This window comes from Endozoicomonas sp. G2_1 (genome assembly GCF_017744155.1).
Lineage (GTDB): Bacteria > Pseudomonadota > Gammaproteobacteria > Enterobacterales > Alteromonadaceae > JAGHQT01.
Genome location: NZ_JAGHQT010000005.1, coordinates 53,704 through 78,281, shown reverse-complemented (window position 1 = coordinate 78,281; position 24,578 = coordinate 53,704). Strand labels below are relative to the sequence as shown.

Genomic DNA, 24,578 nt, shown 5'->3' with positions numbered 1-24,578 from the left:
ATACCAAAATGACCATTCACATTAACGGCAAACCCTATGATATCGACGCCAGTATCACCATTGCTGATTTATTGGCGCGCTATCAAGAGCAGCTGTCACTACCCGCTCATTTTGCTCTTGCGCTCAATCAAGGCTTTGTCGGCAAGGCTGATTATCAAACTACCCAAGTGAATAAAGGCGATAGCCTAGATATTTTTAGCCCAATTCAAGGGGGATAATCGATGTCAGCCACTAACCATTCAACTAACAGCGAAGTCAACAACAGTCTCAATATTTATGGCAGCCAAATGGCTAGCCGTTTACTGATTGGCACAGCTCTGTATCCATCGCCAGATATTATGAAAGAATCGGTAATTGCCACTGGTAGCCAAATAATTACCCTGTCGTTAAAACGCCAAGCGCCAGAGACCAATGGCGGTGAACAAATTTGGCAATACATTCAAACCTTGAGCAACGAACACCAACTCAAGTTGTTGCCCAACACAGCAGGTTGTAAAACGGCAAAAGAAGCGATTAACCTCGCCTATATGTCACGGGAATTGTTCGGTACTGATTGGCTGAAACTAGAAGTTATTGGCGACGACTACAACTTACAACCCGATGCAATTGAACTGGTTGCCGCCGCCAAACAACTGGTTGCCGATGGCTTTAAAGTACTGCCCTATTGCACCGACGATTTAGTGCTTTGTCAGCGCTTATACGACTTGGGCTGCGAAGTGATTATGCCGTGGGCGTCGCCAATTGGCACTGGCAAAGGTTTACTCAATCGCTACAACTTAGAGACAATTCGCGCCCGTTTGCCGCAATCTACCCTGATTATCGACGCAGGTATCGGAAAGCCTTCAGATGCCAGTTTAGCGATGGAAATGGGCTTTGATGGCGTGTTACTCAACTCCGCAGTTGCCTTAGCACAACAACCCGTTGCCATGGCAACCGCCTTCAAATTGGCAGTTGAAGCAGGCCGTATCGCCTACTGCGCTGGCTTAATGCCAGAGCGCCAAACCGCGCAAGCAAGCACGCCAACCTTAGCGACACCATTTTGGCACCAAGCAGACAGTTAGGCTAAAACACAAAATAAGTACACAGCAAATGAAAAACCAAACCATTACTAAACACAAAATTATTTGGTCAATCTCAGGCCACGATTGCTCAGGCGGAGCTGGTATTGCCGCCGATATTAAAACCGCTCAATGTTTTTCAAATGCTGACAACTTTACTGAACTTTGCCCAATTATTACTGCTAACACCACACAAAATGCTGAAAGCTTGCTGGCAGTGAATCCAGTATCAGTTGAAGTATTGGCCGAGCAGGTTGAGTGTTTATTCACTGACAAAAAGCCCAATGTCATCAAAATCGGCCTAATTGCCAATGATCAACAATTGCTTTGGTTAACGGAAACACTGCATAGCCTTAAACAGCGATTACCAGAGCTAAAAGTGGTTTATGACCCTGTCGCCAGTGCCAGTGTTGGCGGCCGATTTAGTCAACTGACACCAACACTTCTGAAAGCCTTGTTGCCTTTAATTGATATTCTTTGCCCGAATATGCCTGAGGCAATCGCCATGGTCAGCGCTTTTTATGTCGATAGCCAAAGCGACATCGCTGCGCTTGCCGAGCAAATTCAATCGCTTGGCGTCAATACCGTGATCATTAAAGGCGGCCATATTGAAAGCAACAGTGAATGTAACGGTGAAGCTAACAACCAACACGAAAACAACTGTCGCGATTACTGTTTACACAAAATTAGCCATTTAGAGACTGGCCATCCGTTAACTTCTTTAGCACAAAAACATCTTACCCAAGTTTACCAACTGAGTACGCCACGGATTAATACAAGTCATAGCCACGGCGGCGGTTGCAGCTTTGCCACCGCCATCAGTTGCTTTATCGCGCAAGGTTATCTGGTGCGCGATGCTTTCACCTTAACCAAAGCTTTTATCTCTAGAGGCTTGGCGGCGGAGTACAATAACACTAACTACTACGGCGCTTTTCGACAGTTTCCCGTTTCTAGTGAATTACAAGGAAAACAAGCACTATCGCCATTTTTACCGGCAGTAGTGAATAACGTTAACCTGCAAGATAAAAACAAAGATTTTGCCTCACTTGAACTCGCTGAGGATGAAAAACTCGGTCTTTATCCGGTTGTTGACTCACTGGCTTGGTTAGAAAGGTTAAAACCGCTTGGGCTCAACATTATTCAGCTGCGAGTCAAAGGTCTAAGCGGCGATACCCTTGAAGCGACGATAAAAGCCGCAATTGAATTATATCGCGATAGCAAGACTCGCTTGTTTATTAATGATCACTGGCAACTAGCGATAAAACACCGCGCCTACGGTATTCACCTCGGCCAAGAGGATGTCGCCGATGCCGACCTAAGCGCTATTGCCAACGCCGGAATTCGCTTAGGTATTAGCAGCCACGGTATTTACGAGTTTTTAGCAAGCCAGCAATTAAAACCATCTTACCTCGCTTTTGGCGCTATTTTCCCCACTACTACTAAAGATATGACGGGGCAAATACAAGGTTTAGACAACCTTAAAATGATGATGAATACCCAGCCAACTCAACCTATGGTGGCCATTGGCGGTATTAACCACAGCAACATTGATGCAGTGGTAACGACAGGTGTTGATAGTATCGCGGTAGTCACCGCCATTACTGAAGCAGAGTCTCCAGAACAAGTGGTGGCTGAGTTAAAACGTCGACTATAAGCTGATCAGTTGACAGCCGCTTATCTTGTGTACTACTGTATAAAAACACACACATATTGATTTTTCAAAAAAACACTGTATAAAGCGTGAAAAATTTCTCTTTTAGGAAATTTAATGGCACTCAACCCTGAAACAGAAGCGAATAAAATTTTAGAAACTCTATGGACAAACAAGGGCTTCCCTGTTGATCCTGTTTCTATTGCGCAAAAATTAGGACTACAGGTACTAGATACCGAGTTACCTGAGTCTGTTTCTGGTGCCTTAATAAAAGAAGCAGGTACTGAACCCATTATTGCGCTTCACCATAGCGACCACAGCAATCGCAAAAGATTTACCTGTTCACATGAACTAGGCCATTACATCTCGCGCATCCAATCAAATGATCAAAGTACTGAATACGAGTATGTCGATTTACGTGGTCCAAGCGCCGCCAGTGGCAGTGATCCCGAAGAAGTCTTTGCCAATAAGTTTGCCGCAAACCTATTGATGCCCGAAAAAGTAATAAAAGCATTACTTCAAAATAAAAAAAGTCACTTTGAAATCGCCTTATTCTTTGGTGTTTCACCTGAAGCTGTCAAACATCGATTAAAAAACTTAAGGCTACTTTGATGCAGGAAAAAGAAAAGGGAACTTTAGCTGCGTCAATAAAAGCCAGTTTGCAAGACAAAAGTAAAACATCAGCGACCGATCTTTTAGTCAATGAACGGGTCGAAGATTCCAAAGCAGATCGCGAATTAAAAAAATCTTATGCTCGTTGGTTTGTTTATATATTAATCGGCCAATTAATCGTGATGAACATTGCATTTTTCTGCGTAGGGTTCGGTTGGCTGTCTTTCGACGAATGGTCACTTAATCTATATATGGGTGGCACATTAGCAGAAGTGTTTGGCGTAATTTTAGTCATCACTAAAAACCTCTTTCCAACGAAATCAAATACTCGATAAGTCACGACAAAAATTACACAATTTAAATGCTAAAATAGTTGTTTAGAAAATCACTTAGTACCACCGTTGCGCAGAGTTCTCGGCTAGCTACTACCTCCATTATTTTATAACAAATTCATTTGTTTATATGAAAATTTCAATTAAATTTGTCATGTTACCGTCATAGTTATCACGAAAGTATCACAAATTTATATCAAATTTATAAACCGGCAAAATCACTGAAATAATAATCTTTATCATTCCCTCTACATGACAGCCTGAACAAAAAAGGCACAGCCATAACTTATACCAAGGGGTATAAGCTAACAAAAATGATAGAGGGTAAAACATGTTTAATTTGCGCAAGCTCGCGATATCTCAGCGCTCAAAATCTGCATTAGCGGTTGTCGGCACCTCCGCCGTTGCCATTTTTTGTTCAAATCTCGCCAATGCCGGTGCCTGGGTTGCAGGTAAAGGTGAAGGCTACAACAAATTCGCTTATGCCTACTACGAGGCTGACGAGTTTCGCGGCGAAAACGATAACTTCTCTGAGTTTATCGGTGAAAACACCTCTTTTTACGGCGAGTACGGCTTGGGTAATAACTTTGCTATTTACGGCCAATTACTCTATCAATCACTAGAGCAAACTGACGCTAACGGCCTAGTACAAACCAACAATGGTTTAGGCGATGCCGAAATAGGTATTCGCTACCAGTGGCAGGCTGAACCATTTGTGTTATCAACCTCTTTTCTTGCCAAACTACCTTATTTGTACGACGAAGATGAACCACTAGCCCTTGGTAACGGTCAAGAAGACTACGAGCTTAGAGTATTACTCGGCAAAAGCTTAAACCAATATGGCTATGTTGGCGCTGAGTTCGGTTACCGCTTGCGCACAGACGCACCATCAGACGAATATCGCTACTTGCTTGAGTACGGTTTTAACGTCAATAAAAACCTCTATTTGCGCACTAAACTGGACGGTGTACTCAGTGCAGAAAACGCCGATGACGTTGACAACACCAACGCTAACTTGTCTGTTGTCCCAGAATTTGATTCGGGTAAGTGGGAACTAACCGCAGGTTGGACATTTGATTCGAGTTCAAAAAACAAATGGGGCCTCGAACTGACTTACACCAAAGATATTTACGGTAAAAACACCCTAGACGGTGACAGTATTCAACTTGGTTTAACACGAGTGTTCTAAACTTATGTCTGTGATCGCAATAAGTGTCCTGATTGGGCACTTTGTTTTATTGCTGGTGCTGTCTTTATTTGGTTTGCACCGTTTATCTATGGTTTTTCGTCGTTATCGCTATCGCGACGTTAAACCGCAAATTGTTGAAAAGTTTGCCGACTTACCAACAATTACCGTCCAAATCCCGCTCTACAACGAACGTTTTGTCGCTGAGCGTATTGTCGATGCGGTAGCCGCATTTGACTATCCGCAAGACAAGCTACAAATTCAAATTGTTGATGATTCTACCGATAGCACCAGTGACGTTATTGCTGATCGTGTTGAGCATCATCAGCAGCGCGGTATCAATATCGAGCACGTACAACGAGAAAACCGCCATGGCTTTAAGGCTGGTGCACTAAAAGATGCGATGGCGACTGCAACGGGTGAATTTATTGCCATTTTTGATGCTGATTTTTTGCCTGAACCGGATTTGCTGAAAAACAACATTCACTATTTTTTTGAAAATGATGTTGGCATGGTGCAATTTCGCTGGGAACACCTAAACAAAGCCAGTAGTGAACTGACCCAAAGCCAAGCAATTATGCTCGACGCTCACTTTGCCCTTGAGCAACAGGTGCGCAGCGCCAGCAACAAACTATTCAACTTTAATGGCACCGCAGGCATTTGGCGCACTACAGCGATTGTCGACGCTGGCCATTGGAGTGCAGACACTCTGACTGAAGATTTAGATTTAAGTTATCGCGCACAAATCAAAGGTTGGCGCATGATTTACTTAAATGACGTCGGTTGTGCCGGAGAAATTCCTGCCGATATTAACGCCTTTAAGAGCCAACAACACCGCTGGGCCAAGGGTGGCGTTCAAGTGATGCTAAAAATGCTACCAACCGTTTGGCGCTCAAAATTACCGTTAAAAACCAAACTGGAAGCCAGCTTTCACTTGTCGAATAACCTCGCTTATTTAGTGATGTTAATCGATACCTTAGTGTTTTTAATTCCAACCCTGTGGATCAGGCAAGCATACGATTTATATGATGCGCCGTGGCTGGATTTACCGCTATTGATGTTAGCGTCTATCAGCCACTTAGTTTATTTGTTTTATGGTCAAGTAGCACTTGGGCATTCGAAATTTTACGCCATCATTCGTCTGCCAAGGCTGATGCTAATGGGTATTCAACTAGCCACTAACAATGCGCGAGCGGGTTATGAAGCCTTGCGCAAAGAGCAAAGTGACTTTGTTCGCACTCCTAAAAGCGGTGAATTAGCCGAGACTGACGACTTGCCTAACAACACAGTAGCGATTGAACAAGCTACCCCAACGACCGAAGTAGAACGAAGTACTGAAAGCCTATCAGAGCAATTTTATCGAGCGGTAGCGCCGCGCGGCGCTTTATTCGAGCTTGCTGTAGCATTGGTTTACGCCTTAGTTTTAGTGTGGGCAATCGCCAATCAGCACTGGTTTATGGCGCCATTTTTACTCTTGTTGCTACTGGGCTTTTTCACCACTTCAATCGCCAGTATGCGCAGCTATCACAAGCTGGCACAAGAGTCGTAACGGCTAATCACTCTGTTATGAATAGACCAATCACTGAGCCAAAATTAACGACTTTATCTGTTTGCAAACAAGAAGTTTTAGCGCAATCAAGTAAGAACGGCTTAGTTTATTTAAACTTAATAGCAGTATTGGTGTTAACTGGCTCGAGCCATTGGTTTGGTCAGCTTCACGGTGAGTTATTAGCGGGTTTACAAGCCCCAACAATTGCCGGTATTTCAATTAACTTTAGTTTCGGTAATATGGTTATCGGCCAATTTACCTTGATGATGCTATTGATGTTGGCTGTTTGGTATTGCGGGCTCAAAACACTGAACGCCAACTCAGTCACTAAAGATCAAGACAGTTTTGTTTGGTTAGTATTGGCAGTTGGTGTAGTGGCAAGGCTACTACTTATTGGCGCAGATGCCTACACCTCGAACGATGTTGACCGCTACCTGTTTGATGGCCGTATCGCGTTAACGGGTCTCGACCCTTATCAAGTCAGTCACGACCATCCCGCTTTGGCTCATTTGCGCGAGCTGTGGCAACCACCAGCAGAGCACGCTAAATATCCAACCTTGTATCCACCACTAGCATTGGCAATCTTTGCCTTTGCCGCCAATATTGGTGTTGACTTCGGCGTCGAAAGTGCTCAACTAGCTTGGCAGCTCATGCTAACGGGTGCCAGTATCGCGAGTTTATATTTCATCTACTTACTACTTAAAGCTCACAATAAATTACAGCACTTACCGTTAGTTGCGCTATCGCCAATCCTAGTTATTGAAACCGGTGTAGGTTTGCACTTAGATGCTTTTTCAACCCTCGCAGTTGTTGCCGCACTCTATTACTGGCACCGCAATAAATTGTCTCTGGTTGGCATATGTATTGGCCTAGGTGTGCTTTGTAAAATTTTACCGCTCGTACTACTTATGCCCTTAGTATTCGCCAACTTTTCGTGGCCACGTAGCTTAATCATAGTGCTAAGTGCCTTATCAGTAATCATCGCAGGTTACGGTATTACCCTCGCGCTAGGTTTTTACCCAGTTGGCAGCATTGGGGTGTTTTTTGAGAAATGGCGCTTTGCCGCACCACTGTTTTCACTGCTCAATCAATTGAATCCACAGGCTTTTGTTATTGCACTTACCGCTATCACAACAAGCTTAATTGTCGTGGTTGGTTTATTGGCGTATAGCCAGCAACAACTTAACAATCAACAGACTGTAGTCAACAAAGAAATTACCAGTGCAGAAAACGATTTAAAAACAATTAATTACTTACTGTCGGAGCCACTTATTCTCGCTTGTCAGTTGGCGCTTGTCATTCCTTTATTGATTAGTCCGGTCTTATTTCCATGGTATCTGATGCCACTGGCAGCACTACTGGCGTTAAAGCCAAACGCAGCCTTGATAATTGTGCTTGGTGTTATGCCGTTAACTTATGAAGTGCTCAATCAATTTATCTGTTGCCAAATTTGGCAGCCCGCACAGTGGCCGATTGTACTATTGGCCGGTGCTTACCTTTTTGCCTTAGTGAGTTTGATTTATTGGGGAATCAAATGGGCAAATTCAAACAAAGCTGCAAGGCATTACGCAGGGCGTGACCAGCAGCAAATAGATATATCGTTAAAGCGTGCAAGTGAAGCGTGATCTGAATGGATCGCCATAAGGGGTTTTCATGTTAGGGTTAGTGAGTCGATATCACCATTGGCTGCACGGTCAGTGGCCAGATGCAGAAGTTGAAAAATTACCGATCAGTCAAGCCAATGGCGAGACCAATATTGCCGGCACTTATATCGTCGGTGACTTAACCGGCGTGCCGCTGTTAAAGTTTTCCGCCGATACTGGCGCCAAAGCAATCAACAATATTGTTGCCGAAACGAGCTTTCAAAACCGTAAAGCGCAAGCCGATGTTGCCGACGTTATCATCATTGGCGGCGGTGTTAGTGGTTATTCTGCCGCTATTGCCGCAAAAGAGGCTGGCATTAGTTTCAAGTTAATTGAAGCAAATTCACCGTTTTCAACCATCAACAACTTCCCCCATGGCAAGCCGATTTACACGTATCCAACCGAGATGACGCCAACGGGCAAACTCCAGTTTGGTCAAGAGGTTGTCGACAAAGAAAGCTTGCTCAGCCACTTGCATCAAAGCGCGAGCGAGCATCAAATTAGCCCAGAGATTGCCAACGTTAGCCATATTGAGCGCAAATCGGGCTTGCTGCACGCCGTCCTTGAAAACGGTGAACGCTTGATTGGCCACCGCATTGTCGTTGCCATTGGTCGCTCCGGTAACTACCGCAAACTCAATATTCCCGGTGAAGAGCTAGAAAAAGTCAGCAATCGCTTAATTGATCCGAGCCAATATCAAAACAAAAAACTGTTAATTGTCGGCGGTGGCGACAGTGCATTGGAAGCGGCAATCAGCTGTGCCAACTACCAAGCACAAGTGACCCTTTGTCACCGCAAAGCCGAGTTTTCAAGACCGAAAGCTGAAAACATCGAACAACTACAAAGCTTGGTTGAGGGCGGTAAAGTTGACGTAAAAATGTCGACCCAAGTCAGTAAAATTGAACCTGATAGCGTCGAACTTACCGACCATAACGGCACTGAAAGCCTCGCCAACGACGAAGTATTACTGGCGACGGGCCGTGAAGCGCCACTGGATTTTTTCCGCCGCAGTAAAATCTCGATTAGTGGTGAGAGTACCATCTCGGGCTGGATTGCCTTTATCATGTTTTTTATTGCCTTGTGTGCACTTTACGATTGGAAGAGCTACGGCTTTTTAAACTCGTTTTGGTCGACGTTTACTTATCCCAATGAAGTGCCTGACTTACTCAGTGAGCTCGGCGATTGGTGGTTTGATCAAGTCGATGACCGTTCAACCTTAATTGGCACTTTGGCGATGTCGCTGAAAAGCCGATCTTTCTATTACACCTTTTTGTACACCAGTATTATTGCCATTTTTGGCTGGCAGCGAATTAGGCGCAGTAAAACGCCTTATGTCACGGTGCAAACTAGCGTGTTGTTCGCAATTCAATTATTCCCGTTGTTTTTACTACCTGAAGTTATTTTACCTTGGCTTGGTTACAACGGTGCCTTTGATGCAGGTTGGGGTAAAACTGTTGGCGACGCCCTCTTCCCCGCCTATATTTCCGCACAAGATTTAGCAAACCACGTTTGGCCTGACTGGGGTCATCCACGTGCTTACTGGCATGCCTACAGTTTTATTTTTGCATGGCCGCTCGGTGTTTACACCGTATTTACCGACCAACCACAGCTGGTGTGGTTAGTGATCGCCGTCATTCAAACCTTCGTGATCATTCCATTAATCGTCTACAAATGGGGTAAAGGCGCCTACTGTAGTTGGATTTGTTCTTGTGGTGCGATGGCGGAAACCCTCGGCGACAAGCAAAGACACAAAATGCCGCACGGCAAAAACTGGAATAAACTCAATATGCTCGGCCAAGTTATTTTAGCCGCCGCTTTTGTCATGTTGTTTATTCGCATCCTCGGCTGGATTTATCCAGAGAGCTGGATGAATACCATGTTCAACCTCTTGTTAAAAGGTGAAAACCAAGATTATCAGTTAGTTAACGCCTTTAGCTGGAAATGGGTCGTCGACATTTTTATGGCTGGTGTGCTTGGCTTTGGCCTATATTTTAAATACTCAGGCCGCGCTTGGTGTCGCTTTGCTTGCCCGTTAGCGGCACTGATGCACATTTACGCGCGCTTTAGCAAATTCGCCATTGCCGCCGATAAAAACAAGTGTATTAGCTGTAACCAATGTACCAGCCAATGTCACCAAGGTATTGATGTAATGGCGTTTGCCCAAAAGGGCAAACCGATGACCGACCCGCAATGTGTGCGCTGCTCTGCCTGTGTACAAGTATGCCCAACGGGTACCTTGAGCTTTGCCGAAATCGATCGCCAAACATCTGAAGTGGTAAAAACCGGAAAACTCGCCGCCAGCCGTGTCCAAATGGCGGAAATTATTGAGGTAAAAAATGTATAAAGGCTTGCGGGTCGCCGCGGTTATTCCAGCGTTAAACGAAGAGTTAGCGATAGGTAAAGTGGTTAGTAAACTTGTAAAACTGACCACGGAAGATCTCGCGGTTATCGACCAAGTTGTCGTTTGTGACAACGGCTCTACCGACAACACCGCTGCCAACGCCGAAAGCGCTGGCGCGGCAGTGGTAAAACAAAGCCAAGCAGGCTATGGCATTGCTTGCTTAACCGCGCTTGATTGGCTTGATCAACAACCCCAAAGCTTTGATGTTGTGCTATTTGTTGACGGTGACGACTCGTGTTTTATCAATCAAGCAGAAGCATTGCTGGCTGGCATTGCTAATGGCGATGATCTAGCAATCGGTTCACGTACCTTGGGCACCATTGAGCGTGGGGCACTAACGCCACCACAACTGTTTGGCAATTGGCTAGCATCAAGCCTAATTCGCTTGTTTTGGCGACAGCCCGTTACTGACTTAGGGCCGTTTCGCGCAATTCGTCAGTCGGCATTGCAACGTTTAGCAATGGCCGACACCACCTTTGGTTGGACGGTTGAGATGCAAGTGAAAGCTGCCATGCTCAAGCTCAAAACCAGCGAATATCCGGTAGATTCAAAAGTGAGAATTGGTCAATCAAAAATAAGTGGTACGGTTAAGGGAACCGTATTGGCAGGAATTGGCATTTTGTCGATGATTGCCAAACTGCGACTCTTTGGCTTTAAACAAGGTCAAAACACAAGCCAGAGCAATCAATGTAAACCCTCAAGCAAAGGTGTAAATCATTGAGCAGTAAACCTGTTTTAATCAAAGTACTGTTGTCTTTGATGACCATCAGTGGTCTGCTAGCCGCATATTGGCTATACAGTTTATATCAGGCGCGCTCGGCTAATCCTATCGATTACTGGCAGCTTACCGAGCAAGCCTATGACAGTGATAACCTCAAGACCATTGACCACAGCAGTTGGCAAGCTATATTGACTGACTATGCCAGTTATTCACAAGCACTTAACGCCACTGTTTTTGACTATGCCAAGTTAGCCGCTGACGATGATCACCACGCTCGCCAACAACTTAAAAACTATTTACAAGCGTTACAAACAATTGACCCTAGAGCTTTTAATCACCGCCAGCAATTCGCCTACTGGGTCAATCTCTACAATGCCCTAACCGTTGATTTAGTGCTAAGCAACTACCCCGTTGACAGCATCCGCGAAATCCATCAATTGCCGATTGATGGCCTCGGTGAAATTATCGGGCCATGGGATATCAAGGTCGCCAACATTGCCGGTAAAGAATTAAGTTTAAATCAAATTGAACACGGTATTTTGCGCAGTATTTGGCAGGAACCTCGGGTCCATTACGTGATTAACTGCGCCAGTCGGGGCTGCCCTAACTTACCGCTTCAAGCGATCACCGCCGAGCGTCTTGAGCAGCAGCTAACAACAGCGGCACAAGATTTTATCAACCACCCGAGAGCCGTTGATTTACAAGGTAATAAGCTGGCTTTGTCGAGCATATATAACTGGTTTGCGGAAGATTTCGGCGAAGACCAAAACGCGCTAATCAACCACCTGAGCCAGTATGCAAAACCAGCATTACAACAGGCATTAATGAAATTTAATGGCGATATTGACTATCAATATAACTGGCAACTTAATCAACCACTTAACGAGTGATATCAAATAGTATGACAACTTCTCAGCCATGTTTAGTACTAATGAGCAAAAGACCCAAGCTGCATCAAGGCAAACAGCGTTTGGCGCAAACCCTAGGAGCCGATGCTGCCTATGAAATTGCTAAACTGCTGCTCGATTGCGCTATTGAAGATGCGCAAGCTTGGACAGGTCAAGTGGTTTTAGCGGTTGCTCATCAAGAGGATGTTGCTTGGGCCCAAACGCTTGTTGATAAAAAACTCAGCAGTGATGTTAGTAATGCAGGGGGTAACAAGGCAAGCGTCATCTTTCAAGGCAGAGGGAATTTAGGTGAAAGACTTAATCACATCGACCAAAGTATTCGACGCCAAAATAAGTGCCAACAAGGCCATCAAAGTACCGTATTTATCGGTACTGACGCTCCCATGCTCAGACAAGCCCACTACATTGGCTTAGCCGACATGTTGAAACAACACGACATCGTTCTAAACATGGCAGCAGACGGCGGCGTAGTGATTATGTCAAACAGCAAACCTTGGCCAAAACTCACCGATTTGCCGTGGAGCTCACCTTATTTAGGCGCATCTCTAGCTGCCTGTTGTCACAGTTGGGGCTTATCGGTCGGCTATCACACGCCAGGCTATGACATTGACGAAAAAGCTGACTTAATCACCTTGTATCAAGACTTAAAAGGTGACTTAAGACCAGCCCGACAAGCACTATTGCAATACATCGAAAACTTATTAACGCGACAAGAGAGTAATTCATGCACGACGCAGTAAAACAGTATTACGGCGAAACACTTCAAAGCAGTGAAGATTTGCAAACCAATGCCTGCTGTACTGACAGCAATTTATCCGCAGAACTCAAAACCATTCTTGGCAATATTCACGATGAAGTGCTAGCCAAGTATTACGGCTGTGGCTTAGTCACGCCTGAAAGCCTAAACGGTTGTCATATTTTAGATTTGGGTTGTGGCGCAGGTCGAGATTGCTACGCCTTGGCACAAATGGTTGGCGAAAGCGGCTTTGTCACCGGCGTTGATATGACCGAAGCGCAACTTGAAGTTGCCAAGCAACACCTCGACTACCACAGAGAAAAATTTGGCTACGCCCATGCCAATACCGAATTTAAAATGGGCTATATTGAACAGCTCGACCAGCTTGGCCTTGCCGATAACAGCATCGATGTGATTGTCTCTAATTGCGTGATTAACCTGTCGCCAGACAAAGAAGCTGTGCTCAAGCAAGCGTTTCAACTGCTGAAAAATGGCGGTGAGATGTACTTTGCTGATGTTTACGCCGACCGTCGAATCCCAGCTGAGTTGAAAAACGATTCGGTACTATACGGCGAGTGTTTAAGCGGCGCTTTATACCAAAGTGATTTCATTGAACTGGCGAAAAAAGTTGGTTTTGCTGACCCGCGTTTAGTAGAAAGCCGCGAAATTACCATCGACAACCCCGACATTATTGAACGCGTTCAAGGTATTGCTTTCCACTCCAATACTTATCGCTTATTTAAAGCACCTGAACTTGAAGCCAATCAAGAAAACTACGGACAAACAGTCACTTATCTCGGCACAATTAGCAGTCATTCAGCGGGTTTTGAGCTTGACCAAAACAACTATTTCGCCGCCAACCAAGCGACTGATGTTAGCGGTAATACTTGGCGTATACTGCAAAGCAGCCGCTTTAAAGAGCACTTTGAATTTAGCGGTAATTTCGACCGCCATTTAGGCGCGTTTACTCCGTCAAACAGCTGCGGCGCAAACCAAGCTAAATCGACTCAAAACAAAGCGCCGGCAATAAAAAGTTCAGGTTGTTGCTAATGCCCAATCAACACAGCGACGACTGGTATAAAACCCCCGATGGCGAAAGCCGGGGCTATATTATTCCCCATGCATTAGACGAGCTTTGGTTTCATACCGGTACGCGCTGTAATCTCGAATGCGGTTTTTGCTTCGAAGGTTCAAGCCCAGATAGCAAGCGCTTACAAGGGCCTAAATTCGAGGAAGTAAAACCGCATATTGACCAAGCATTAGAATTAGGTGTTAAGCAGTTTTCATTTACTGGTGGCGAGCCATTTTTACTAAAAGACATTATTGATATTTTGGCGTACGCCAGCCAATTTCGTCCCTGCATGGTGTTAACCAATGGCACAGCGCCCTTGATTAAGCGCTTTGACGCGTTAAAAGCCCTAGCCGATAGCAGTGACAGCAAACACACAATATCGCTGCGCATTAGCTTAGACTCAGCGGATAGCAAAAGTCACGATGCCGGCCGTGGCCAAGGCAATTTTGCCCTCGCTGTCGCCGGTTTGAAAAAGCTACATCAAGCTGGCTTTAAGGTTTCTGTAGCAAGACACATGGCTGCTGATGAAAACAGCGAACAAGTCACTAAGCAGTATCGCGACTTATTTGTCCTTAATGGCTTGCCGGAAGATCTCAATATCGTCGCTTTTCCTGATTTTTTACCCCCCGGCAGCATTGCCGACGTACCGCACATTAGCACTCACTGTATGGTGACTTATCAAACTGAGCAGCAACGCCAAAGCTACATGTGTAGTAACTCCAAAATGATCATTAAAAAAGATGACCAAATGCAGGTTTATGCCTGCACTTTGGTTGACGACGATCCAGATTATCACTTAGCAAATTCATTGGCCGAGAGCATGCAAGAGCGCATTAGTATGAAGCATCACAGGTGCTATAGCTGTTTTGCTCACGGCGCTAGTTGTAGCGAATAATTCGTTGCAGTAGTAAAAGATAAAAATTTACGGAGCATTAATATGTTAGCAATTATCGGGGGCACTGGTATTTACCAAATAGACGGTTTAGACGTTGAGCAAGAACACGATGTCGATACTCCTTTTGGCAAACCGTCTGCCGCCATTGTCCAAGGCAATTACTCAGGACAAACCATTTTGTTTTTACCGCGTCACGGTAGTGGTCATCAACTACTGCCCCACGAAGTTAATTATCGCGCTAATATTTGGGCGCTCAAATCTTTAGGGGTTACCCAAATCGTCGGCCTTTCCGCAGTCGGTAGCTTGCAACAAGAAATTGAGCCTGGCCACTTGGCTATTGCCAGTCAGTACTTTGACTTTATCAAAGGCAATCGCGAAAAAACGTTTTTTGGCAATGGTATCGCCGCCCATGTTTCGACTGCAGAGCCGAGTTGCCAGCACTTGGCGGATGGCATCGTCAGCGCCGCCAATAGCCTAGACGCTAGCTTAGAAGTAACAATACACCCCAACAAAACTTATGCCTGTGTCGACGGTCCTCGTCTAGGCACTAAAGCAGAAAGTTTATTTTTAAAGCATGCCGCTGGTTGTGATTTAGTCGGTATGACTAACGTACCCGAAGCGTTTTTGGCGCGAGAAGCGCAAATTTGTTATTGCACTATCGGTATTTCTACTGACTACGACTGTTGGCAAGATGACCCAAGCCAACACGTTAGCGTTGATCAGGTAATTAGTCGCTATGGAGCCAGCTTAGAGAAGGCGAAATCCGTACTAAAAGCATTTATTCAGCAGCACCAAGCCAACGAAAACTGCAGTTGTAGAAAAGCCTTGGCCAGCGCGATATTAACGCCAGAATCAGCGTTGTCAGAAGATGCTAAAGCGTTATTAGAAGTGTTAACGAAATAGCGTAATTTTTAATTGGCGCCCTTTTAAAAACAACAAAGCCAATGACAATGTCATTGGCTTTTAATGCAATTCTCAAATAATAGCTAAGATTATTTTAAGCTAGCAAAGTATGCAGCAAGGTTTTCCATATCAGCATCTGATAGGCCCATTGCCATTGGTGCCATTACAGGATCTTTACGAGCGCCTGATTTGAAGTCTTTAAGTTGCTTCACAATGTAAGCTTCTTTTTGACCAGCAAGGTTAGGATACATAGGAACGGCAGAAATACCTTCGGCGCCGTGACACGCTGCACACATAGCTGCTCTTGCTTTACCAGCAGCAGCATCGCCTGCCATCGCAGGACCAGCCATAACAACACTTGCGGCAACAGCTAACATAAGTTTTTTCATAGCTATTATCTCTCTTTTGGTGATTAGAATTTATTTTGTTCAATCCATAATGACTACTAATACGTAATTGAGATGCATATGGATGATGATCGAGCCTATTTCGATTATAACCTCATTTTTTTCTAAAGTGCATATATAAGGCACTTTGAGGTCAAATGAGTATATGTAAAAAGCGTAACGCTGTCCTAGATTTTTTTAGTATTATCCCAGTAATTATTTGATTTCGATCGGGTTTTATGTGAATAAACCAGAGAATTTACAGTTTACCAATCGCTGGTATCAACAGCTCGGCTTTTCATATCAAAAGGTCGTTGCTAGTCCATTGATTAACAGCAGACTTGTTGCCGTCAGCAAAGAAGCCGCAGCCTTGCTCGATATGACCACCGACGACATTCAAGCTGACGAATTTTTCGGCTGGCTCAGTGGCCAGCTTACCCCAAAACAAGGGCACCACATTGCTCAAGTGTACGCGGGTCATCAATTTGGCCAGTTTGTTCCGCAACTTGGCGATGGCCGCAGTATTGGTATTGGTGAAGTTAAAAATAGCGCCGGTCAGCACATTGAATTGCAGCTCAAAGGGGCGGGTCCAACCCCATATTCTCGAATGGGTGATGGCCGAGCAGTTTTGCGCTCGTGTATTCGTGAATTTCTCGCCAGTGAGGCGATGGCGGCATTAGATATTCCAACTACCAGAGCTTTAGCGATTGTCGACAGTGATCAGGCCGTTTACCGAGAAACCCGCGAAACGGGTGCTGTAATGACACGCATGGCAGAGAGCCATTTGCGCTTTGGTCATTTTGAGTACTTTTTTCATCACGGCAAAAAAGACGAGCTCAATCAGTTAGCTGATTTTGCACTGGCGTGTTATTTCCCTGAATGCTTGCAGGCTAAAACGCCACACTTGGCCATGCTTACTGAAATTACAGTTAATACCGCGAAACTCATTGCCAAATGGCAAGCAGTCGGCTTTGCTCACGGCGTGATGAATACCGACAACATGTCAGTACTCGGCTTAACATTAGACTACGGGCCATACGGCTTTCTAGATGATTATCAACCGGGCTTTATCTGCAACCATTCCGACCATCACGGTCGTTACGCCTTTAACCAACAGCCATCAATTGGCTTGTGGAACCTCAACGCCCTCGCCTACACCTTTTCAACGTGGTTAAGCCCAGAACAAATTAGGCAAGCATTAGCCTGCTACGAGCCAGTATTAGTAGAACATTATAACCAGCTGATGACAGCTAAACTCGGCTTAACAAGCTGGCAACAAGAAGATACTGAACTGCTGAGTCGCTATTTAGGCTTAATGACTCAAACCCAAGCTGATTACACCTTGAGCTTTAGGCACTTAAATCAGGTGCTAACTACCGACAGCGATATACCAGAACCACTGCACAATGTCTTTAATCAATCGGCAGGCGTTGACGTGCAAGATCAGCTGAGCCAATGGTTAAAAACTTATCGCAAGCGATTAAATAATCAAGCACTTAGTGCGCAAGAGCGCCTCACTCAACAAAATGCCAGCAATCCGATTTATATCTTGCGCAACTATTTGGCGCAAAACGCAATCGAAGCGGCACAGCAGGGCGACTATCAGCCATTGAATGAATTACATCAAGTGCTAGCCAAGCCATTTAACGCAGATGACAATTATCAGCGTTATGGACAGCCGGCACCTGACTGGGGCAAACATTTGGAAATATCATGCAGCAGTTAACGCACGGCTATCAACTAGAATTAATCGAACAGCAAACCTTGCAAGTACTTTGGTCATCACCATGGTATCAAGAAGACATTGAAGCATTGAGCCAACAATTATTTGCCCAACTCTCGGTTAAGCGAACACTCGAACACAACAGCGGTGCCGACCGCGAGAGTATTCGTTTCTATTGGCAAAAAGCGGAACTGGTACTGAATTTTGACTACTACAGTCAATCTTGCTGGTTTGAAGGGGCAAGCCAACAAGATCTTGTCTACCTGCCCTATTTGCAAGCTCAGCTTCAATCCGTTAGCGGTCAATAATCGAGTAACGACGATGGAAAAAGTCTTAGTGAGTGCCTGCTTACTTGGCTTAGCAGTGCGTTATGACGGCGCCAGTAAAAGATTAATTGATCAAACCCTGCGCCGCTGGCAACAGCAAGGTCGAATCATTAGTGTTTGTCCAGAAGTGGCCGGTGGTCTCAGTATTCCAAGAGCAGCCGCTGAGATTCAGCCACTAAGCGGTACCAACAAAACCATCGACAAAGATAAGCGCATTGTCACTACAGCTCTAGGTAATGACGTTTCAGAAGAATTTTATCGCGGTGCTCATCACGCGCTTTACCTGTGCCAGCGTCATAATATTCGTTATGCCTTACTCAAAGAATCAAGCCCTTCTTGTGGCAGTAACAATATCTACAATGGAGATTTTAACGGTACCAAAACATCTGGCGAAGGCATTACCTGTGAACAGCTACGAAAGCATGGTATTGAAGTTTATTCAGAGTTTAATTTAACAGAGCTGATCAGCAAACTAACACAGCCCAAAGTTAACGAGCAGAGATAACCTGATTATTACCTTGGTCATCCGGCTGGTTCAATAGACGTCGAGCCTTAGTAATGAGGTGATTGATACCCTGTTGAGCATTGAAGCGATTCACTGCCAATGACACAGTCATTTTAGGCAAGCGCATGCCCGACTTACTACTAACGAATCTGAGCTTTTCAACACCTTGGCGTATTTTTTCAGCGATTTCACTGGCGACAGAGGTTTCAACTTCAGGCAACAAAATTAAAAACTCTTCGCCGCCTGTGCGCACTGGCAAACCGGAGTCATCGACATAACTAGAGACTTTTTGAGCTATTTTGCTGAGTAAGACGTTACCCAGTAGCGGGCCAAACTTTTGACTAAACTGACTGAATTGGTCGACGTTGATAACAATAGCGGCAATTTCTTTATTGGGATCTTCTGTCAACCAAGCATCTAAGTGTTTAGCCATTGCCTTGCGATTGTATAAACCGGTTAGTGGATCTAAGAATATCTCTTTGCGGACTTCTTCAAGCTCATTGCGCAGACTGTTGGCTTGCTGTTGCGACATCGCCAATTGTTTCAATAAGGCTTGTTGTTGTGTTTTTAATTCGGTAGACGCGTGTTTTATATTGTTTACCGCAAGCTCAACCGTTGGCTTGTCGGCTGATTTGAGGTTGACAAAATTGTTGTCTAATTTGCGAATAAACTGATTAACGCTATTTGAAGAATACTGACAGCCCTTTTCCATATTGGCAAGCACATCGTCCATATCGCCAATAATTTCGTCGCGAAAGGCGCTTTGCCCCAAAATGTACTGTTGGTAAGCTTGTTCAACAAAAAAACCATCAAGCGTCTTCTTGATACTCAGTTCTTGTTCAATAGCTTTTACGAGAGCAGAATTTCTGCCGTCAATATATTCATAACTGACAGCGTAATTAATCGGCGATGTTGCTAGCTTCCATTCTGTTAATTTCGCCACTGCCAACGTCATTTTTTGTTGAGCTTGAGTGACGGTATCGTGATATTTCACAGTCTGGTTTTGTACCTAACAACGACAACATGTGGTAATTTTATTCTCTAGTAAAGTCAGTAAAAGTTCCAGTACTTTTGTTAGAAATAGCGACCAATTTAGTTATTTTAGTCAACTATTTCGCTTGTTTGACTATAAAACCAGCAAAAAGTAGACGATGCTCGCACGTCGAACAAATAATCTCATGCGATAAATGCACTAGAGCAACAAATAAATAATTTGTTACAGTAGCAAAAATCACTTTAATAAGTTGTTGCTTATGAAAACTTTTGCTCTTTTGGCTGTTAGCTTGTTAACACTGTCAGCTTGCACTTCAACTTCTAATATTGCCCAGTCATCAAACACCATTGAACTCAACGCCAGTCAACAGGCATTAACAGCAATAATCGCTGAATACAAAAGTATCAATCAACACTACCAACCATTGTGGCACAGCGATTACCAAGACAATAACACCAAGCTACCCGATTTATCGCCGGCAACACTTGAACAACATCATCAAGCACTAACCGCAATTTACAACAAGCTAATGAAAATTTCGGCCTCAGAGCTCGGTGAACAACAGCAAATTGATCTATCTGTACTCAGTTACCGCATTAAAAACGAGCTCGATCAATATCGTTTTAACAGCCATTACATGCCATTCACAGCAGAGTCTGGCTTTCACACAGGGATTAGCTTTTTACCCAACCAAAGCGCCTTTAACACTGAGCAAGACTACTTAAATTACTTTAAGCGTTTAGCGGCATTGCCGAAGTATTTTGACCAACAAATGTATTGGATGAAGCAAGGTTTAGCTGTTGGTGCGACACAGCCCAAAGCAGTGCTCAAGGGTTACGAGCAATCGATCAGCGCTTATATCAAAGACAAGCCCGAAGACAGTGTTTATTTTCAGCCGTTAAAACGCTTACCTAAACATTTTAATGACCAACAAAAGCAACGCTTAATCGAATTGGCAAAAGCTAGTATCGAAAAAAACGTATTTCCAAGTTATCAAGGCTACTACGATTTTATGGTTGAGCAGTACCTTCCTCAAGCTCGCAATGATATTGCAGCTAGTACACTTCCAGATGGTCAGGCGTTTTACGATAATCGGGTCAAGCATTTTACCACCCTAGATATGGCGGCCGAGCAAGTGCACGCAATCGGTCTTGAGGAAGTAAAGCGAATTCGAGCCGAAATGGACGCAATCATCAAGCAGACCGGCTTCACCGGCAGTTTCGCAGAATTTGTGCACTTTTTGCGTACAGACCCACAGTTTTATGCAACAACGCCAGAACAGTTATTAAAAGAAGCATCGTTCATTGCAAAGAAAATGGATGCCAAACTGCCCAGCCTATTCAAAACACTGCCACGCAATCCTTATGGTATTGAGCCAGTACCAGCCAATATCGCACCAAAATACACGACTGGCCGTTACTCGTCGCCATCAAGAGATGATCAAGCAGGTAGCTACTGGGTCAACACTTATCGCTTAGACCGCAGACCACTATACGTGCTAGAAGCTTTGACACTTCACGAAGCGGTCCCCGGACATCATCTGCAAGGAGCGTTAACACGCGAACTTGAAAACGTATCTGAATTTCGCAATCACACTTACATTTCAGCATTTGGCGAAGGCTGGGGCTTGTATGCCGAATACTTAGGTAAAGAAGCGGGCTTTTACCAAGATGCTTACAGTGAGTTTGGTCGATTAACCTATGAAATGTGGCGCGCCTGCCGCTTGGTTGTCGATACCGGAATGCACGTAAAAGGTTGGAGCCGTCAGCGTGCGATGGATTATTTAGCCAGCAATACAGCACTATCACTACACAACGTGCAAACCGAAATTGATCGCTACATCTCGTGGCCAGGTCAAGCCTTGTCGTACAAAATTGGTGAGCTAACAATTAAGCGCTTGAGAGCACAAGCTGAACAAAAACTCGGTGAGCACTTTGATTTACGCGATTTTCACGACCAAATATTGAAAAACGGTTCGATGCCACTATCAATGCTTGAAAAGTTGATCAATCAATATATTGAACAGCAATACGCATTAGCTAATCAGCAAAAGTAGCAATAATTTATCTTGTTGAGAAAAGTGTTGCCAAGGAAGGCAAAGAAAAGTAAAAAGAGGGGAGCACGCAAAGTACCGACAACAAGCAAGAAGCTGTAAACAAAGATAAGCCCCCACTATATCTAAATTTGGCAGTTCCGCTGTCGTAGGATGATCCCTTAGACCGGTAACTTTGCGTCTCTAGCTTTCGCTAGATTTGCCCTTAACGAGCTTTAGTAGCTCGATGGCTATTATAGTCAAAGAATATCGCTTGTAAACTGAGAAATGATAAAAAGTAACATAAAACTTATGGACAACTCGACGTTACCCCTTGGACGAAAAAACATCATTTATCACTTGTTTTGGCTAATTGCCCTACTGAATTTTCAACTGTCTGCACAAACTGAAGACAACGCCCTCACCATTGATAAAAATATTGAACTTATCGAGCACTATTACCACAAAAGTGGCGAGTCCTTGCCTCATCAGACCGTTGTCCAGCTTGCCAATCAGGTGGTTAGCCAACGAGGTTTGTACAACAGTGATATCCTAGCCAAAACCTTTGTACTACTGGCAGAAACCGCCAGCAACAATGGCGATATGGCAACGGCGTTTCAATTCGCTCAAGACGGTCTGCAAATCAATACAACCGAACCTGATATTCGGATGCGTTTACATTTAAAACTTGCTGCCGCCAACTATACTAGAGGCAAGTTTCAGCTCGCTCAACAACACGCAGAACAAGTGCTCTCCGTTAGCAACAATGACTTGTGGTTACACCACCGACTCATTGCTCTTGCCTACCGTTCGATGACTTACGCATTAATGGCTGAACCTAAGCTCGCACAAGCGGATCTAAAACAGCTGCAACAATTGATGGGTGATAACCAAGAGTTTTCCGAGCACATCCATTTGCTTGAAATCATTGCAGTCGCCAACATTTACTTGGGCAATTACCAAACCGCCATCGATCTCGATCTACATATTTTAAAATTGCGATTTCAACTCAAACGCTTTACGAAAATTAGTCAAACTTACGCAAATTTAGCCTCGGCCTATCGACGTTTGGGACAATACGATGACGCCTACAACGCCTACTGGGAAGCAAAGAAATACGCCGAACAACAAAACGCCAGTATCAATTTAGCATATGCATTGCTCGGCTTAGGTGAGGTTTTAATTACCCAGCAAAACTTCGGCCAGGCCTATGTTTATTTGACCGATGCCGAACAATTGTTCAATGGCAAAAATTTACCTAAACCTTATTTAAGTACTCTTATCGCGTTAGCCGATGCCGCGATCAATATTGGAGAACAAGAACGCGCCAAACAGTTGATCAATCAAGCCTTAAAGCTCGCCAGTAGTATTGAACTCACGGTCGAACAGGCCAAACTTTACCGCATCGCCAGTGAATTTAACGAACAAGATGGTCAGTTCGAACGAGCGCTCGCCTACTTACAGAAATTTCAACAATTAGTCGAAAAGTTCCAACCGCTAACAAGCGTCACGACAAAGCCAGAACAAACGGCCGCACAAGACGAAAATGCCAACCTTTCGCTAGCATTGGCCTACGACAGTGAATTAAAACTGCAATACACCAAAAAATTTGATGAACAACAACAGCTAATCACTATTTTGGTCGCCCTAGTACTGGCGCTGACAACAGTATTGATTGTCGCAATCCTCAAAAGTAACAAACGCACAATCCAATACCATACCCCAGAACTCAAACACTTAACTTCACCTTTTTACAGTAAAAAGATGTACCAGCAAGCCTATAAACAAGCGCGCTATTTTCAGTACGACTTGGCCTTGGTATACCTAAAAGTAGACAATTGGAGTGAGTTGGAATATCGCTGCTCAAAGCGAACATGCCAAGAAGTACGAAAGACAGTCGCCAGCATCATCGACAGCCACATTGGCGAATTCGACCAAGCAGCACTGCTCAATGACGGCGAATACATAGTGGTATTCCCCCACCAAACCGAACAAGATGCCTACGCCAAAGTGCAAGATCTCAGCAAAGCATTACAAGCGAACTTTTTCGCTAACCTCGGCGATTTCACATTAGATATTCACTATGCATTGGAATCGCCAATTGTTCAGGATATCGATCCATTCTTATTCTTATCTAAATTAGCCGAAGCAACTGCAAGACCTAAAAATTAACCTTGCTCAGCGCCCCTAGTTTGCATAGAATCTAAACAAAAAAGATGTTTCGAACATTTTATGGCTTTGAAATAATCTAATAATTACAACAGGATAACCATGCTTCAGCCAGAAAAAATAATAATAGCTGACGATCACCCACTATTTAGACAAGCGCTGCTATCAACCTTACAAGCCAAATTTGCTAGCACCGACTGGCAACAAGCTGAAACTATTGCTGATTTAGAGCAAACACTAACTGAGCACAAAGACGCAGATTTACTGCTACTCGACCTCAATATTCCAGGTGCCCATGGCTTTAATGCGCTCATTTATATTCGCACCCACTACCCACAACTTCCTGTAGTTATTGTATCTGGCTACGAAGACAGCGAAACGATTTCTAAAGCGATTGATTTAGGCGCAGCCGGCTTTATTCCAAAATCGACACCTGTTGATACTATCTTTCAAGCAATTGTTGATGTTTTAGCTGGGCAGGTATGGTTACCATCAGGCTTCACGCCTATTGCCAGTGAAGAACAACAAGGTGACATTATTGAACGTGTTGCCAGCTTAACCCAGCAGCAACACAGAATATTGATGATGTTTGCCGAAGGCTTACTCAACAAACAAATCGCCTATGACTTAAATGTTTCAGAAGCGACGATAAAAGCACACGCAACGGCTATTTTTCGCAAATTAAACGTACGCAATCGCACTCAAGCCGTGATCGCGATTAGCCAACTCGACGTGCCTGAGTCCGGCTTTCACCAAGAATAGTCAGGCCAATCGCT

General features: G+C 44.4%; 23 protein-coding genes and 1 riboswitch. Of the genes, 21 read left to right on the top strand and 2 right to left on the bottom strand.

Going from position 1 to position 24,578, the window contains the following annotated elements:
- The first annotated feature begins 8 nt into the window (after positions 1-8).
- The 15 genes from thiS to mtnP all read left to right on the top strand — a co-directional run bounded on the left by thiS (position 9) and on the right by mtnP (position 15,667).
- Complete coding sequence (gene thiS, locus J7384_RS08280; protein ID WP_209112943.1) at positions 9-218, top strand: sulfur carrier protein ThiS; 210 nt, start codon at positions 9-11, stop codon at positions 216-218.
- 3 nt (positions 219-221) lie between these two features.
- Positions 222-1,061 carry a thiazole synthase gene (locus J7384_RS08275; protein ID WP_280636337.1) on the top strand — a complete coding sequence of 280 codons (840 nt, stop codon included), beginning with the start codon at positions 222-224 and terminating at the stop codon, positions 1,059-1,061.
- 28 nt (positions 1,062-1,089) lie between these two features.
- Positions 1,090-2,712, top strand: a complete 1,623-nt coding sequence (gene thiE / locus J7384_RS08270) for a thiamine phosphate synthase (RefSeq protein ID WP_209112942.1) — start codon at positions 1,090-1,092, stop codon at positions 2,710-2,712.
- Between the two features lie 114 nt (positions 2,713-2,826).
- Entirely contained in the window at positions 2,827-3,321 is a 495-nt protein-coding gene (locus J7384_RS08265; RefSeq protein WP_209112940.1) for an ImmA/IrrE family metallo-endopeptidase, read from the top strand.
- Positions 3,321-3,656 carry a hypothetical protein gene (locus J7384_RS08260; protein WP_209112938.1) on the top strand — a complete coding sequence of 112 codons (336 nt, stop codon included), beginning with the start codon at positions 3,321-3,323 and terminating at the stop codon, positions 3,654-3,656. Before J7384_RS08265 ends, J7384_RS08260 begins: the two co-directional genes overlap by 1 nt.
- Before the next feature lie 328 nt (positions 3,657-3,984).
- On the top strand, positions 3,985-4,842 hold the full coding sequence (locus J7384_RS08255) for a hypothetical protein (RefSeq protein WP_209112936.1): 858 nt from the start codon (positions 3,985-3,987) through the stop codon (positions 4,840-4,842).
- Between the two features lie 4 nt (positions 4,843-4,846).
- Positions 4,847-6,388 carry a glycosyltransferase gene (locus J7384_RS08250; RefSeq protein ID WP_209112934.1) on the top strand — a complete coding sequence of 514 codons (1,542 nt, stop codon included), beginning with the start codon at positions 4,847-4,849 and terminating at the stop codon, positions 6,386-6,388.
- A 17-nt stretch (positions 6,389-6,405) separates the two neighbouring features.
- Positions 6,406-8,013, top strand: coding sequence for a hypothetical protein (locus tag J7384_RS08245; RefSeq protein ID WP_209112932.1), 1,608 nt, complete (start codon positions 6,406-6,408; stop codon positions 8,011-8,013).
- A gap of 28 nt (positions 8,014-8,041) precedes the next feature.
- Positions 8,042-10,375: an NAD(P)-binding domain-containing protein gene (locus J7384_RS08240; RefSeq protein WP_209112930.1), complete on the top strand. Its 2,334-nt coding sequence runs from the start codon at positions 8,042-8,044 to the stop codon at positions 10,373-10,375.
- Positions 10,368-11,153 (top strand): glycosyltransferase family 2 protein, encoded by a 786-nt coding sequence (locus J7384_RS08235; protein WP_209112928.1) that lies wholly within the window; start codon positions 10,368-10,370, stop codon positions 11,151-11,153. The genes J7384_RS08240 and J7384_RS08235 overlap by 8 nt, the downstream gene beginning before the upstream one ends.
- The gene (locus J7384_RS08230) at positions 11,150-12,043 is read left to right on the top strand and encodes a DUF547 domain-containing protein (protein ID WP_209112926.1); all 894 of its coding nucleotides are present in this window, start codon (positions 11,150-11,152) and stop codon (positions 12,041-12,043) included. Before J7384_RS08235 ends, J7384_RS08230 begins: the two co-directional genes overlap by 4 nt.
- Positions 12,044-12,084: 41 nt before the next feature.
- Positions 12,085-12,801, top strand: a complete 717-nt coding sequence (locus tag J7384_RS08225; RefSeq protein WP_209112924.1) for a DUF2064 domain-containing protein — start codon at positions 12,085-12,087, stop codon at positions 12,799-12,801.
- Entirely contained in the window at positions 12,786-13,847 is a 1,062-nt protein-coding gene (locus tag J7384_RS08220; protein ID WP_209112922.1) for a methyltransferase domain-containing protein, read from the top strand. Before J7384_RS08225 ends, J7384_RS08220 begins: the two co-directional genes overlap by 16 nt.
- Complete coding sequence (locus tag J7384_RS08215) at positions 13,847-14,764, top strand: radical SAM protein (protein WP_209112920.1); 918 nt, start codon at positions 13,847-13,849, stop codon at positions 14,762-14,764. The genes J7384_RS08220 and J7384_RS08215 overlap by 1 nt, the downstream gene beginning before the upstream one ends.
- A 42-nt stretch (positions 14,765-14,806) precedes the next feature.
- Positions 14,807-15,667 (top strand): S-methyl-5'-thioadenosine phosphorylase, encoded by an 861-nt coding sequence (mtnP, locus tag J7384_RS08210; protein WP_209112919.1) that lies wholly within the window; start codon positions 14,807-14,809, stop codon positions 15,665-15,667.
- An 89-nt stretch (positions 15,668-15,756) separates the two neighbouring features.
- Here mtnP and J7384_RS08205 read toward each other — a convergent pair whose 3' ends face one another.
- Positions 15,757-16,056, bottom strand: a complete 300-nt coding sequence (locus J7384_RS08205) for a cytochrome c (RefSeq protein ID WP_209112917.1) — start codon at positions 16,054-16,056, stop codon at positions 15,757-15,759.
- A gap of 238 nt (positions 16,057-16,294) precedes the next feature.
- On the opposite strand from J7384_RS08205, the gene J7384_RS08200 reads away from it, so the two are divergent.
- Genes J7384_RS08200 through J7384_RS08190 form a run of 3 tightly spaced genes read left to right on the top strand, consistent with a single transcriptional unit; the run spans position 16,295 to position 18,607 of the window.
- Positions 16,295-17,779, top strand: coding sequence for a protein adenylyltransferase SelO (locus tag J7384_RS08200; protein ID WP_209112915.1), 1,485 nt, complete (start codon positions 16,295-16,297; stop codon positions 17,777-17,779).
- Positions 17,767-18,084 (top strand): DUF3630 family protein, encoded by a 318-nt coding sequence (locus J7384_RS08195; RefSeq protein WP_209112913.1) that lies wholly within the window; start codon positions 17,767-17,769, stop codon positions 18,082-18,084. The genes J7384_RS08200 and J7384_RS08195 overlap by 13 nt, the downstream gene beginning before the upstream one ends.
- 13 nt (positions 18,085-18,097) lie before the next feature.
- Positions 18,098-18,607, top strand: a complete 510-nt coding sequence (locus J7384_RS08190; RefSeq protein ID WP_209112911.1) for a DUF523 domain-containing protein — start codon at positions 18,098-18,100, stop codon at positions 18,605-18,607.
- Here the strand turns inward: J7384_RS08190 and J7384_RS19670 are convergent.
- The gene (locus tag J7384_RS19670) at positions 18,591-19,601 is read right to left on the bottom strand and encodes a diguanylate cyclase (RefSeq protein ID WP_209112909.1); all 1,011 of its coding nucleotides are present in this window, start codon (positions 19,599-19,601) and stop codon (positions 18,591-18,593) included. The genes J7384_RS08190 and J7384_RS19670 overlap by 17 nt on opposite strands.
- A gap of 259 nt (positions 19,602-19,860) precedes the next feature.
- On the opposite strand from J7384_RS19670, the gene J7384_RS08180 reads away from it, so the two are divergent.
- The 3 genes from J7384_RS08180 (at position 19,861) to J7384_RS08170 (ending at position 24,564) form a co-directional block, all read left to right on the top strand.
- Positions 19,861-21,657 (top strand): DUF885 domain-containing protein, encoded by a 1,797-nt coding sequence (locus tag J7384_RS08180; protein ID WP_209112907.1) that lies wholly within the window; start codon positions 19,861-19,863, stop codon positions 21,655-21,657.
- A 127-nt stretch (positions 21,658-21,784) separates the two neighbouring features.
- Positions 21,785-21,868: riboswitch (cyclic di-GMP riboswitch) on the bottom strand.
- A gap of 77 nt (positions 21,869-21,945) precedes the next feature.
- Positions 21,946-23,805, top strand: coding sequence for a hypothetical protein (locus tag J7384_RS08175; RefSeq protein WP_209112905.1), 1,860 nt, complete (start codon positions 21,946-21,948; stop codon positions 23,803-23,805).
- 99 nt (positions 23,806-23,904) lie between these two features.
- Positions 23,905-24,564, top strand: a complete 660-nt coding sequence (locus J7384_RS08170) for a response regulator transcription factor (RefSeq protein ID WP_209112904.1) — start codon at positions 23,905-23,907, stop codon at positions 24,562-24,564.
- Positions 24,565-24,578: the final 14 nt, after the last annotated feature.

What these genes read in the sequence shown, in the direction of transcription:
- J7384_RS08205 (WP_209112917.1), bottom strand. Translation starts at nt 16,056, where the DNA reads ATGAAAAAACTTATGTTAGCTGTTGCCGCAAGTGTTGTTATGGCTGGT.
- J7384_RS08220 (WP_209112922.1), top strand. Translation starts at nt 12,786, where the DNA reads ATGCACGACGCAGTAAAACAGTATTACGGCGAAACACTTCAAAGCAGT.
- J7384_RS08215 (WP_209112920.1), top strand. Translation starts at nt 13,847, where the DNA reads ATGCCCAATCAACACAGCGACGACTGGTATAAAACCCCCGATGGCGAA.
- J7384_RS08170 (WP_209112904.1), top strand. Translation starts at nt 23,905, where the DNA reads ATGCTTCAGCCAGAAAAAATAATAATAGCTGACGATCACCCACTATTT.
- J7384_RS08265 (WP_209112940.1), top strand. Translation starts at nt 2,827, where the DNA reads ATGGCACTCAACCCTGAAACAGAAGCGAATAAAATTTTAGAAACTCTA.
- J7384_RS08260 (WP_209112938.1), top strand. Translation starts at nt 3,321, where the DNA reads ATGCAGGAAAAAGAAAAGGGAACTTTAGCTGCGTCAATAAAAGCCAGT.
- J7384_RS08235 (WP_209112928.1), top strand. Translation starts at nt 10,368, where the DNA reads ATGTATAAAGGCTTGCGGGTCGCCGCGGTTATTCCAGCGTTAAACGAA.
- J7384_RS08240 (WP_209112930.1), top strand. Translation starts at nt 8,042, where the DNA reads ATGTTAGGGTTAGTGAGTCGATATCACCATTGGCTGCACGGTCAGTGG.
- thiS (WP_209112943.1), top strand. Translation starts at nt 9, where the DNA reads ATGACCATTCACATTAACGGCAAACCCTATGATATCGACGCCAGTATC.
- J7384_RS08190 (WP_209112911.1), top strand. Translation starts at nt 18,098, where the DNA reads ATGGAAAAAGTCTTAGTGAGTGCCTGCTTACTTGGCTTAGCAGTGCGT.
- J7384_RS08275 (WP_280636337.1), top strand. Translation starts at nt 222, where the DNA reads ATGTCAGCCACTAACCATTCAACTAACAGCGAAGTCAACAACAGTCTC.
- thiE (WP_209112942.1), top strand. Translation starts at nt 1,090, where the DNA reads ATGAAAAACCAAACCATTACTAAACACAAAATTATTTGGTCAATCTCA.
- J7384_RS08180 (WP_209112907.1), top strand. Translation starts at nt 19,861, where the DNA reads ATGAAAACTTTTGCTCTTTTGGCTGTTAGCTTGTTAACACTGTCAGCT.
- J7384_RS08175 (WP_209112905.1), top strand. Translation starts at nt 21,946, where the DNA reads ATGGACAACTCGACGTTACCCCTTGGACGAAAAAACATCATTTATCAC.
- J7384_RS08225 (WP_209112924.1), top strand. Translation starts at nt 12,085, where the DNA reads ATGAGCAAAAGACCCAAGCTGCATCAAGGCAAACAGCGTTTGGCGCAA.
- J7384_RS08245 (WP_209112932.1), top strand. Translation starts at nt 6,406, where the DNA reads ATGAATAGACCAATCACTGAGCCAAAATTAACGACTTTATCTGTTTGC.
- J7384_RS08255 (WP_209112936.1), top strand. Translation starts at nt 3,985, where the DNA reads ATGTTTAATTTGCGCAAGCTCGCGATATCTCAGCGCTCAAAATCTGCA.
- mtnP (WP_209112919.1), top strand. Translation starts at nt 14,807, where the DNA reads ATGTTAGCAATTATCGGGGGCACTGGTATTTACCAAATAGACGGTTTA.
- J7384_RS08195 (WP_209112913.1), top strand. Translation starts at nt 17,767, where the DNA reads ATGCAGCAGTTAACGCACGGCTATCAACTAGAATTAATCGAACAGCAA.
- J7384_RS08250 (WP_209112934.1), top strand. Translation starts at nt 4,847, where the DNA reads ATGTCTGTGATCGCAATAAGTGTCCTGATTGGGCACTTTGTTTTATTG.